At 31.5% G+C, this 12,287-nt stretch carries 12 protein-coding genes; 6 read left to right on the top strand and 6 right to left on the bottom strand.

Annotation, left to right across the window (positions count from 1 at the left end):
* Window positions 1-169: 169 nt before the first annotated feature.
* Complete coding sequence (locus tag Q0678_RS06995) at window positions 170-871, bottom strand: DUF4294 domain-containing protein (protein ID WP_299055804.1); 702 nt, start codon at window positions 869-871, stop codon at window positions 170-172.
* A gap of 117 nt (window positions 872-988) precedes the next feature.
* On the bottom strand, window positions 989-2,986 hold the full coding sequence (gene ligA, locus Q0678_RS06990; RefSeq protein WP_299055801.1) for an NAD-dependent DNA ligase LigA: 1,998 nt from the start codon (window positions 2,984-2,986) through the stop codon (window positions 989-991).
* A 78-nt stretch (window positions 2,987-3,064) separates the two neighbouring features.
* Between ligA and Q0678_RS06985 the strand changes: the two genes are divergently transcribed.
* Window positions 3,065-3,727 (top strand): hypothetical protein, encoded by a 663-nt coding sequence (locus Q0678_RS06985; protein WP_299055799.1) that lies wholly within the window; start codon window positions 3,065-3,067, stop codon window positions 3,725-3,727.
* A gap of 295 nt (window positions 3,728-4,022) precedes the next feature.
* Here Q0678_RS06985 and Q0678_RS06980 read toward each other — a convergent pair whose 3' ends face one another.
* Both Q0678_RS06980 and Q0678_RS06975 read right to left on the bottom strand, forming a co-directional pair.
* Complete coding sequence (locus tag Q0678_RS06980) at window positions 4,023-5,465, bottom strand: glyceraldehyde-3-phosphate dehydrogenase (RefSeq protein ID WP_299055796.1); 1,443 nt, start codon at window positions 5,463-5,465, stop codon at window positions 4,023-4,025.
* Between the two features lie 158 nt (window positions 5,466-5,623).
* The gene (locus tag Q0678_RS06975) at window positions 5,624-7,009 is read right to left on the bottom strand and encodes a trypsin-like peptidase domain-containing protein (RefSeq protein ID WP_299055795.1); all 1,386 of its coding nucleotides are present in this window, start codon (window positions 7,007-7,009) and stop codon (window positions 5,624-5,626) included.
* Between the two features lie 130 nt (window positions 7,010-7,139).
* On the opposite strand from Q0678_RS06975, the gene dapF reads away from it, so the two are divergent.
* The 5 genes from dapF (at window position 7,140) to Q0678_RS06950 (ending at window position 11,067) form a co-directional block, all read left to right on the top strand.
* Window positions 7,140-7,913: a diaminopimelate epimerase gene (dapF, locus tag Q0678_RS06970; protein WP_299055793.1), complete on the top strand. Its 774-nt coding sequence runs from the start codon at window positions 7,140-7,142 to the stop codon at window positions 7,911-7,913.
* 21 nt (window positions 7,914-7,934) lie between these two features.
* A complete protein-coding gene (locus Q0678_RS06965) occupies window positions 7,935-8,456 on the top strand; it encodes a GNAT family protein (RefSeq protein WP_299055790.1) in 522 nt (173 codons plus the stop codon).
* A 24-nt stretch (window positions 8,457-8,480) separates the two neighbouring features.
* Window positions 8,481-9,506 carry an endolytic transglycosylase MltG gene (mltG, locus tag Q0678_RS06960; protein ID WP_299055787.1) on the top strand — a complete coding sequence of 342 codons (1,026 nt, stop codon included), beginning with the start codon at window positions 8,481-8,483 and terminating at the stop codon, window positions 9,504-9,506.
* Window positions 9,506-10,405 carry a DUF2279 domain-containing protein gene (locus Q0678_RS06955; RefSeq protein ID WP_299055785.1) on the top strand — a complete coding sequence of 300 codons (900 nt, stop codon included), beginning with the start codon at window positions 9,506-9,508 and terminating at the stop codon, window positions 10,403-10,405. The genes mltG and Q0678_RS06955 overlap by 1 nt, the downstream gene beginning before the upstream one ends.
* A gap of 167 nt (window positions 10,406-10,572) precedes the next feature.
* Window positions 10,573-11,067, top strand: a complete 495-nt coding sequence (locus Q0678_RS06950; RefSeq protein WP_299055818.1) for a peptidoglycan-binding protein LysM — start codon at window positions 10,573-10,575, stop codon at window positions 11,065-11,067.
* Here the strand turns inward: Q0678_RS06950 and Q0678_RS06945 are convergent, their stop codons facing one another.
* A complete protein-coding gene (locus Q0678_RS06945; RefSeq protein ID WP_299055782.1) occupies window positions 11,068-11,772 on the bottom strand; it encodes an SAM-dependent methyltransferase in 705 nt (234 codons plus the stop codon).
* Window positions 11,773-11,832: 60 nt separating this feature from the next.
* Window positions 11,833-12,285, bottom strand: coding sequence for a low molecular weight protein-tyrosine-phosphatase (locus tag Q0678_RS06940; RefSeq protein WP_299055779.1), 453 nt, complete (start codon window positions 12,283-12,285; stop codon window positions 11,833-11,835).
* Between the last annotated feature and the right edge of the window lie 2 nt (window positions 12,286-12,287).

Raw genomic sequence — 12,287 nt, 5'->3', positions numbered from 1 at the left:
AAGGATTGAAACGGCATCCTTTTTTTTGTAATTATAACCTGCTAAATGGAAATACATCCCTAAAACAAACTATAAATCTTAACTGATAACTTACAAATCCAACAAAAAAAAGATACAGTGGAAAGCCTGACGCAACCTTTTTGGGGGGCGGAACTCTAAAAAAACAAGATTATTTCTTGTTCTTTCTTTTCGATTTATATTTAGAAAACATTTGCTTGTACTCTTCTACGTTTATTTGTGACTTGTTATTTGTAGAGATTTCTAGAAAATCGAAATTAAGTTTTGTGTCTTGTGCTTTTAAATATCCGTCTAAAAAAGCAGTTTGTAATATTTGCTCTATTAAAAAATCTTCGTTTACAGTTGCTGGGTTGTAAGTTGTTTTAAGGGATAGCTTAAATACGTTTGCAGTGGTATTGTACCAAAAAGCTTTCCAGCCGCTTCTTAAACTCTTTATATTGTTAAAAGCTGTTTTACCTGTTTGACGGTGAATTAATTTGATAAGAATACGACCTTCGGTTGTGGTCATTTTTTTAATTTGATCTGTAAATTCTCCTTCTATGTAACTCTGAATCAACCTTGTATATTTCCTTTTCTTACTTTTAGATTGTATTTTAGCTAACCTTGTATTTAAAGAATCTAATCTTTCGGAAGCTAATTTTGCAAACGGATAGGTTTTAAACACCTTTTTTTTAAACCATAAATAGTAGCGTATATCTTCTCTTGAGTTGAATTTTGGTTTTGGCAGTAGTTTAATTTCTTGCAATTGAATTACTACAGAATCGCCAGGCTTTACAAATATATAGTCGTTTATGTTTTTTGGCAACGAATCTGTTTCTCGCTTTTGAGAAAAAGTAAGCAACGAAATAGACATTATATATAGGTATACAATTTTTCTCAAAAAAATGATTGGTTTGTTATTAAATATAGGACTTATTTATACTTTGTTTTCTTAAAAACAGCAGCTATTATTAAAATAGAACTGTCTTATTTATTGTATTTTTTCAATAAAATCTTGTTCCGTTATTATAGGTATTTCTAAATCTTGTGCTTTTGTTAGTTTTGAAGGCCCCATATTATCGCCAGCAACTATAAAATTTGTTTTTTTAGAGATTGATGAGCTTACCTTACCTCCGTTATCTTCTATGGCTTTTTTAAGTTCGTTTCTAGACATTTGATAAAACACACCCGAAACTACAAAAACTTGACCAGCCAACTTGTTGGTCTGGTTTTCTAAACTTTCTGCAGACACTTCTAATTGCAAACCGTAAGACTTTAATCTTTCTATTAATTGAATATTACTTAGATCTGAAGAAAAATCGATGATACTTTGCGCTATTCGATCGCCAATTTCATCTACATTAATTAACTCTTCGAAAGAGGCAGTCATTAATTTGTCTATTGTTTTAAAATGTTTTGCTAGCTTTTTTGCAACTGTTTCTCCTACAAAACGAATACCAAGCGCAAATAAGACTTTTTCGAACGGAATTTCTTTGGATTTTTCGATACCTGAAATTACATTCTGTGCAGATTTCTCTGCCATTCTTTCTAACGGAATTATCTGTGCCACTTTTAAATCGTACAAATCTGCATAATTTTGCACCAAACCTTCTTTACGCAATAAATCTACCGTTTCGCCACCCAAACCATCAATATCCATTGCTTTTCTGCTGATAAAATGTTGAATTCTACCCGTTATTTGAGGTGCACAACCAAATTCATTTGGGCAATAGTGTTTTGCATCGCCAGTTGTTCTTACCAGTTTGGCATTGCATTCTGGACAATTGGCAGCATATAATGTAGGTTGAGAACTGTCTGGACGTTTTGTAAAATCTACCGCAATAATTTTCGGAATAATTTCACCACCTTTTTCAACAAAAACAGTATCGTTTATTCTAATATCTAATTTTTCTATTTGATCTGCGTTGTGCAACGAAGCTCTTTTTACTGTTGTGCCTGCTAATTGTACCGGTGCCAAATTTGCAACCGGAGTTATTGCACCAGTTCTACCCACTTGATAGGTAATTTCATTTAAAACAGTAGCTACTTGTTCTGCCTTAAATTTATAAGCAATTGCCCAACGCGGCGCTTTTGCCGTATAACCTAACTCTTCTTGTTGCTGTAAATTGTTTACTTTAATAACAATTCCGTCTGTTTCGTAAGGTAAATTGTGTCGATTTGTATCCCAATAATTCACAAACTGAAAAACTTCATCAATCGATTTTGCTAATTTTATGGTTTCTGGCACTTTAAAACCAGTATTTCTAGCCGCTTCTAAACTCTTAAAATGAGTCTTGTATTTTCTTTCTGATGTTACCACCTGATACAACAAACAGTCTAAAGGACGCTTAGCAACCTCTGCACTGTCTTGTAATTTTAAACTTCCGCTTGCGGTATTTCTTGGGTTTCTATACTCTTCTTCTCCGTTTAAAACCCGCTCTTCGTTCATTTTATAAAAACCTGCCAAAGGCAAAATAATTTCTCCTCGCATTTCAAAATTTTCTAAAAAATCTTGTTTTAAAGTTAACGGAATAGACTTTATTGTTCTTATATTGTTTGTAACCTCATCGCCCTGAAAACCATCTCCTCTTGTTACAGCTTTTACAAATTGACCGTTTTCATAAGTTAAATTTATAGACGCTCCGTCGTATTTTAACTCACAGGTATACTCTATCTCTGTAGTTCCTAAAACTTTTTGAATGCGTTTTTCCCAATCTAACAAATCTTCTTTAGAATAAGAATTGTCTAAAGAATACATTCTATTTAAATGAGTAATGGTGTCAAAATTTTTGGTAATGGCACCTCCTACTCTTTGGGTTGGTGAGTTGGCATCAAAAAATAATGGATTTTCTTCTTCTAATTTTGCTAATTCTTTTAGTTTGATATCAAACTCAAAATCTGAAATTGAAGCATTGTCAAGCACATAATAATTGTAATTATGACTGTTTAATTCGTCTCTAAGATTTTGTATTTTTTGTTGAATTGTCATAGTATTAAAATAGAAAAAACTTGGTTTTGATCTTAAAATTTTGTATTTTTAATTGAACATCAAAAATGATTTAAAAAAATGAAATACGCTATAAAAATACATAAAATTTCTACAGTTGACGAACTAGAAAATTCTTGGAATATTGACGACTATAAAGAACTTTTAACTCTTTTTGAACTGCCGGATACAGAAACTACCGACATACCAGAACTAAGAGAATTACTTTTTATGGCAATAGCCGACAAAGAACCAAGTGAGGCCGCAAGAATTGTTTTAGAATATAAATTGTCTGATACGTTAAATAAAGGTCAGTTAGATTCGCTTTCGTACGAAATGTTGGTAGATAAAATTTCTGAAGAATACCCAAAAATTGAACTGCATTGCAGTCTTTTTAAAATTAATCAACTATTATACAAAGCTTTTAATGGTACTTTTCCGAGTGCAAAAGCAACAATTGTAGATTTTGAAATAACACCTTTGTTAAATTCTGATGCCAATATTACAAAAGAAATTGTTTTAAAGTCTTTTGCTAAAAACTTAGACAGTCATAATATTATACTTCGCTTGTTTAATAAACAACTAACTGCTGAAGAAGCTTTTGAAGAAGCGGATGATATTATATGGAGTTTGCAAAAAAAAGAAACAGGTTACAGGCTAATTACTTCTGATTATTTTATGAGTAAAGACGAGTTTTTACAACCAGAATTTGATGCTAAAATACTCCTTTTTGAGGAGGAATAAACTCTAAAATTCTTTCTTACTACTTAATAAAGTTGGTTTAAGACAACAATATTTTGCTCAGAACGATCGTGAGAAATCTCATAACAGTGATGAAATAAGATTACTAACTTTATGTGATTTCTCCCAAAAAGTCGAAATGACAAAAGTGTGTGGTTATTCTGGAATTAGACATTAACATTGTCACTTCGAACGATAGTGAGAAGTCTCATAGCAGTGATAAAATGAGATTACTAACTTTATGTTATTTCTCCCAAAGAGTCGAAATGACAAAAGCTAATGAATAAATTAAGTTTTACTAATAATAAGTAAACCTTCTAACTTTCGCAATGTGCTTTGCCAAACGCATTACTTGATGCGAGTATCCGTATTCATTATCATACCAAATATAAATTACAATCGTTTCTTTGTCTGTTATAGTCGCTTTACTATCAAAAATAGAAGGTGCTGTTGCACCAATAATATCCGAAGAAACAAGTTCTGAATTTAATGAATACTTAATTTGCTCTACCAAATCGCCCTCTAAAGCATGCTGTTTTATAATGTCGTTTATATTTTTTGTAGAAACAGATGTTCTTAATTGCAAGTTTAAAATTGCTAAAGAACCATTTGGTACCGGAACTCTAATTGCATTTGAAGTTAACTTGCCTTCTAATGCAGGTATGGCCTTAGAAACTGCTGCACCAGCACCTGTTTCTGTAATTACCATATTTAAAGCTGCTGCCCTACCTCGCCTATATTTAGAGTGCATGTTATCTACCAAGTTCTGATCGTTTGTGTATGCATGAATGGTTTCTAAATGTCCTTTTTTGATGCCAAAATTATCTTCTAACACTTTTAATACTGGTGTAATTGCGTTTGTGGTACAAGAGGCCGCAGAAAAAATTGACACAGTATCTGGATTGTAGTTTTTATGATTAACACCATGTACAATATTAGGTACTCCTTTTGCAGGTGCCGTTAATAAAACTTTACTAGCACCTTTAGATGTAAGGTGTCTTGCTAGCTCTTTATCATCTCTAAATGCTCCTGTATTATCGATTATCAATGCATTGTTAATGCCATATTTTGTGTAATCGATATCTTCTGGTTTGTTAGCTGATATAAGATAAACAGTTGTTCCGTTTATAATAAGCGCTTTATTTTCTACATCAATTTGTACAGTTCCTAAAAAGTCTCCGTGCACAGAATCTATCTGTAATAAAGAGGCTCTTTTTGCTAAAACAGTTGCATTAATTTCACCTCTAGTTACGATGGCTCTTAGTCTTAATTGCGAACCTTTACCCATTTTAGACATTAACTCTCTTGCCAGCAAACGGCCAATTCTACCAAAACCATACAATACAACATCTTTTGGATGAATAGGTGCTGCTTCTTGTACATTTTGAAGTTGTTTTTTTACGAAAGCTACTTTATCATCACAATTTGATACACTTAAATAGCATTCGTAAGCCAATTTACCAATGTCTAGTTTAGCGGCTGGCAAGTCTATTTGTTGAATTGCTTTTGCAATCTCTAAAGCATCTTTAATAGTGATTGGTTTGCTAACAAATTCTCTTGCATACTCAAGTAAGTTTAATACCTCACTGGCTCTTTTATCTACCAAAGGGTTTCTAAAAAAAACCAATTCTATAGATTTATCGTACCATAAATCGTTTACGATAGTAATAAACTGAACTGTTTCTCTTCTAATTTGAGCCTGAGTTAAGACTTCTTCGTTGTAATTTATTGTTGCTGACATAATTTGTAAAAATTGATTTGGCTACTAATTATTTTAAAATTTTCGGCAAAAGTATTTAATTATTTCCAAATACGAAATCGATTTCGTAAAAAGTTTTAGAAATAAGAAAATCCTGATGAAAACATCAGGATTTAATCACAAATAATATAAACTGCTTATTATCTATAAATATATTTTTCTATTTCTCCGTCTAAATTCATCATTTCTATAATAACTCTATATCTATTAGACACTAGCTTGTCTAATAACAATGCTGTATCTTTTGCTGTTTTGGCTTTTTTACCATTCACACTAAGTATTATAAAATTCTGCAAACTAGTTCCTTTTTCATCTGCTAGCGTTTTGTAAATTTTAACCCCTTCAGTAATACTTTTTTGTTTCTTTTCTTTTTTTGTTAGGTCTTTTAATTCCCAATCAAAAACAGATGAAATATATCTTTCTACTGTTTTAGAAAGTTGCACCTTTTTAACAAGAACCTCTCCATCTCTATCAATGGTAACATCAACAAACTCACCCGGTCTTTTTGCTGTTAATTGCCCTTTTAAGTCAGAAAATTTAGCAATCTTAATATTGTTTATTTTTTTGATGACATCACCAGATTTCAATCCAGATTTTTTAGCATTTTCAGTTTCTTCTAAAACGGCAGCTACTTTTACCCCTTCTTCTTTAAAACTTATGTCTACATTTATTCCTAAAATAGCCTGTTCTACTTTTCCAAATTCTAAAATATCGTCTATAATTTTTTTAGCAATATTAGATGGCACCGCAAAAGAATAGCCTATAAAAGATCCTGTTTTAGAAGAAATTGCAGTATTAATACCAATCAACTCTCCTCTTGTATTCACCAAAGCGCCACCACTATTTCCTGGGTTTACAGCCGCATCTGTTTGTATAAAAGACTCTATGTTTCTATTGCCTTCTAAATCTCTACCTTTTGCCGAAACAATACCAGCTGTAACAGTAGATGTTAAGTTGTATGGATTACCAACAGCCAAAACCCACTCGCCTATTTTAACTGCGTCTGAATTTGCAAAGGGCGTGTAAGGCAAATCTGTATCTGCATTAATTTTTAACAATGCAATATCATTTGTAGGATCTGTACCTATTAATTCTGCAGGGTATTTTTTCTGATTATTTAATGTAATTTCAATATTGGTAGCATTGTCAATTACATGGTTGTTGGTTACAATGTAACCATCCGCAGAAATTATAACACCACTACCTGTGCCAACTTGCTCGTATTGACGCTGACCATTTCCGCCTCCGAAAAAAATGTCTAACGGATTTACTTGCGTTCGAATTGCTGTATTTTTTACGTGTACAACAGCATGGACTGTTTTTTCTGCAGCTAATGTAAAATCTGTTGTAGACTCTACAGAATTCACATGCTTATAAGTAGGTGTGTAATTTGTTTGAACTGTTTCTATAGGATTTGTAACAGTTCTTTCGATGACTATCTGATCTTTAAAAAGCATTTTATAACCACCCAATGTAAGTGCTCCTCCTAAAATAGCCATTCCTAGAAAACTGATTGATTTTTTCATTTTGATATAATTTTTTCTACTCAAAGATATAATTTTAACAAATAAAAAAAATCTGTTTAACTTGTTTTTAACGATTTTTAACCCACTTTTAACAACTTTAAAATAGTCATATAATATGTATCTTTGTACTATGAATTTGAAATTTTACAAATACCAAGGCACTGGGAACGACTTTGTGATGATAGACAATAGAAACGCTATCTTTAACAAAGAAAACACCGCTGTAATCTCTAAACTTTGCGATAGAAATTTTGGAATTGGCGCAGATGGTATTATTCTTATTGAAAATGATACCAACTTTGATTTTAAAATGGTTTACCTAAATGCAGATGGTAGCGAAACATTTTGTGGAAATGGTGGCAGATGTGCTGTTGCTTTCGCAAAAAAACTAGAGATCATTTCAAATAAAACAACTTTTATTGCTTTTGATGGACCACATGTTGCTGAAATTGAAAATGATATTGTTGCCCTAAAAATGATCGATGTTAGTGAAATTGAAGTAAAACAAAATTCAGTTTTTGCTTATACAGGCACGCAACATCACGTAGAATTGGTAGATCAACTAGAAAACTACCCTGTATTTGATCACGGAAAAGAAATTAGAAATTCATATGCTGCGCCGGGTAGTAATGTAAATTTTGCACAACAAATAGGTCCTGCTACTTTTAGAGTAAGAACCTACGAAAAAGGAGTAGAAAATGAAACTCTTGCCTGCGGAACCGGTGTTACAGCAGTTGCAATTGCCATGCATAAAACAGGAAAAACAAAAAGCAATACCATCTCTTTACCTGTTGAAGGCGGAAATCTAGAAGTTTCTTTTACCGAAGAAAATGGTATGTATAAAAATGTGTTTTTAAAAGGACCTGCAACATTTGTTTTTCATGGCGAACTAACAATTTCATAAACGCCCTCTAAAAAAATAAAAATGTTATTAAGTGGTACAACTATAAACCTGAGAGCACTAGAACCGGAAGATTTAGATTTTTTATATGCTATAGAAAATAATGAGATTTTCTGGGAAGTGAGTCATACTCAAGCCCCGTTTTCTAAATACACCCTAAAAAATTATTTAGAAAATGCCCATCTAGATATTTATGAAGCCAAACAATTACGACTAATTATAGAGGAAGTATCTACCAAAAACCCTGTCGGAATGATTGATTTGTTTGATTTTAATCCGCAACACAAAAGAGCTGGTGTTGGTATTTTAATTGCTCCAGAATTTCAAGAAAAAGGTTACGCTAACAAAGCGTTGATGTTGTTGATCAAATATAGTTTTACCTACTTAAATTTACATCAACTGTATGCAAACATCTCATCTGAAAACAAAAAAAGCATTGCTTTATTCGAAAAAAACAGCTTTGTACAAGCAGGTATAAAAAAAGAATGGCTTTTTAGTGAAGAAAAGTTTAAAGATGAAATTTTGTATCAACTCATAAAATCTTAACTTTACACACTTAAACATATAAATTTGAACAAGAAAAAACTTTACATTTTAGGCTTTTTTATAATTCTTGGCGGAATTTTAGCTTTCAATTATTATCAAAAAATATTTGGAGAAAATATTACAAAAGAAACGGTACTCTATGTTTATAATGGAGATAATTTAGTAACCATAAAAGAAAAAATTAAAGACGTATCTAAAAATCCGAACACTCTTCTTTGGGTAGCAGCTAAAAAAGATTTTAATAAACCAAAAGCCGGTAGCTATGTTCTTAAAAAAGGTATGTCTAATAATGATTTGATAAACTTGCTTAGAAGCGGAAATCAGACTCCTATAAAAGTTTCTTTTAACAATCAAGATACCTTAGAAAAATTTGCAGATAGAATTGCCGAACAATTAGAAACAGATGCTACATCACTTTTAACAGCTTTTACCGATGCAACGTTTCTACTAGATAACAAATTGACAAAAAAATCTGTTTTACAAATTTTTATACCTAATAGTTATGAGTTTTACTGGACAACTTCTGCCGAAAACTTTAGAAATAAAATGCTAAAGGAATACAAGAGATTTTGGACCGAAAACAGGTTGCAAAAAGCAAAAAACTTAAAACTATCAAAAGAAGAAGTAATTACACTAGCCTCTATTGTACAAAAAGAAACTGCTAAAAACACTGAAAGACCTGTTGTAGCAGGTTTGTATTTAAACCGTCTAAAAAAAGGATGGCCTTTACAAGCAGATCCTACTGTAATTTACAGTATTAAAGAACAAAAAGGGCAAGACTATGTTGTAAAGAGAGTTTTAACAGCAGATTTAAAAATAAATTCGCCCTACAATACCTACAAAAGAAAAGGATTGCCGCCTACTTTGATTTCAATGCCCGATATTTCTGCCATTGATGCTGTTTTAAATCCTGCAAAACACGATTACTTTTATATGTGCGCCAGTATCGATAAAATTGGGTATCATGAGTTTGCTACTAACTTAGCTCAGCACAATAGAAATGCGGTAAAATACCAACAATGGATTCAGAAAAAAGGAATACATCGTTAATGAAAAAAAGACTGTTATTTTTAATTACTTTTCTTATTCCTTTCTTTTTAATTGGACAGAATTTATCAACTTTTTTAAAGAAATCAGACAGTTTACATAAGAAACGAAGAAATGCACTTATTGTATCAGAAAGCATCATAGCAACAGGCGCACTAATTGGTTTAAACGAGTTATGGTATAAAGACTATCCTAGATCAAAATTTCATTTTAAAAATGATAATAATGATTGGAAACAGATGGATAAAGTAGGTCATTTTATGACTTCTTACTATTTAGGAACCTTAGGAATAAAAACTCTAGATTGGGCTGGTGTATCTAAAAAAGAGCAACTTATCTATGGCGCAACAATTGGTGTTTCTTTTTTAACTGCTATAGAAGTATTAGACGGTTTTTCTGAACAATGGGGCGCCTCTACCGGAGATGTACTTGCAAATGCTGCTGGCGCTGGGTTTGCTATTGGTCAAGAATTACTTTGGAAAGAACAGCGTATAAGTGTAAAATATTCATTTCATCAAACAAAATATGCACAATTAAGAACGAACACGTTTGGGGATAATTACTTACAACAAAGCTTAAAAGATTACAACGGACAAACTTACTGGCTGTCTGCAAATATTTGGTCTTTTTCTAAAAAAAGTAAAATTCCTAAATGGGTGAATATTGCACTAGGTTACGGTGCAGAAGGAATGCTTTCTGGCAATGAAAACAATATAAATAATATAGACGAAAAGCCATACAGACAGTTTTATTTAAGTTTAGATGTCGATTTAACCAAAATAAAAACTTCTTCTAAATTATTAAAATCTGTGTTTTCTGTTGTTAATTTCATAAAAATACCAGCACCAACCCTAGAAATAAACACAAAAAACGGATTAAAGTTTCATTTTATCTACTTTTAAGAACTTTAACAACTAATTGCTGCTTATATTGTTTTTTTGATACTACCTTTGTAGCAGCTAAACGGAAAATCTAATTTATCAAAGAGCTATTCATATTAAATTTTGTGTTGTGTTTCTTTATCAATGACTTACCCATTGAAACAAAGAAATCTAAAAAGGTAGAGAATATTATTTCTTTTCCCAAAAACATAGATTATAACATTCCGTACCTTAAAAAGAACTTTGTTGGTTTTAAAGAAGCGCTTGCTTTTAAAGAATCGCAAGGAAAATATACAGCAGTTAACACCTTAGGCTATTTAGGTAAATATCAATTTGGACGAACTACTTTACATCGTTTTAAGATATACAATACCAATGCTTTTTTAAAAAACCCAGAATTACAAGAGAAGGCTTTTTTAGCACTATGTAAAGTAAATAAATGGATTTTAAGAAAAGACATTAAACGTAGTGTAGGAAAGACTATCAATGGTGTAAAAATTACAACTTCTGGCATTTTAGCAGCTGCACATTTAAGTGGTGCTGGTAATGTAAAAAAATACTTACGAAGTAATGGTACCGAACGTTTTTCTGATGCTTATGGCGCAACCATAAAATCTTACCTTAAAAGATTTAGCGGATACGATGTTTCTTCTATCGTAGGAGATAAAAATGCAACTATATAGTTATTTTTGAAGTATAAAAATTGCTGGTTTTTTGTGTAAATCTGGCTTTTGAAAATTCCAATCTTTAATAGAAAGCGTTTTTATATATTCTGATGGTAAAGTGATATCCGAGGCTATACAAAGGTTTGTATTTGGAGACAACAAAGCTTTTAAATCGGCAAATAATTTATCATTTCGATATGGAGTTTCGATAAAAATTTGAGATTGATCTTTATCTAACGACAACTTCTCTAACTCTTTAATTGCTTTTTTTCTAGCACTTTTTTCTATTGGTAAATATCCATTAAAGGCAAAACTTTGTCCATTCATTCCAGAACTCATCATTGCCATTAAAATAGAACTAGGACCAACTAAAGGAACAACTCTAATATTATTTTCATGTGCCATTTTAACGATACTTGCTCCTGGATCTGCAATTGCTGGAACACCTGCTTCAGAAAGCAAACCAACATTTACACCTTGTTTACAAACATCTAAATAAGTAGTAGTTTCTATTTCTTCTGCATATTTATCTAACAACATTAATTTAAGAGAAGATTGCTGTTTTTTAGGGGTGATTTTTTTTATAAATCTACGGGCAGACTTTTCATTTTCTACAATAAAATAATCAATATGTTCAATTACTTTTTTTACAGATAAAGGCATTACCTCTAAAGGTTCTGTTTCGCCTAGTGTAGTAGGTATTAAATAAAGTTTACCAATCATTTTTATAAGTTTAAATATAATTTTAAGGGGGAATACTAATAAGAAATAGGTTACTTAAGTTTACTGCAATTGTTTTGCTATTACATCACAAGCCTCGTCTAACATATTGTATACATTTTTAAAACCTTGATCTCCGCCATAATAAGGGTCTGGAACTTCTAAATTTTTATTTGGATGCAATTCGTTTAAGATCATTTTAACTTTTAAAACGTCATTTTTATCTCTTGCTAATTCTAGAACGTTTTGATAATTGCTTTTATCCATCACATAAATATGATCAAAAGTATCAAAATTTCTTACTTCAAAAGTTCTGGCTTTTTGCTTATGGATGTCTAAACCAAACTTAGCTGCAATTTCTATAGAACGTATGTCGGGCTGTTTACCAGTATGATAATCTGCTGTACCTGCAGAATCTACAACAATTTCTTTTGAATTAACTTTAGATTGTAAAATAGCTTCAGCTAATGGAGAACGACAAATGTTGCCCAAACAAACCATTAATACTTTTTTCATCC

Origin of the sequence: uncultured Polaribacter sp. (assembly GCF_947497125.1) — a bacterium.
GTDB lineage: Bacteria > Bacteroidota > Bacteroidia > Flavobacteriales > Flavobacteriaceae > Polaribacter.
The sequence above is the reverse complement of the archived record's forward strand: the minus strand, read 5'-3'. Positions and strand labels throughout refer to the sequence as shown.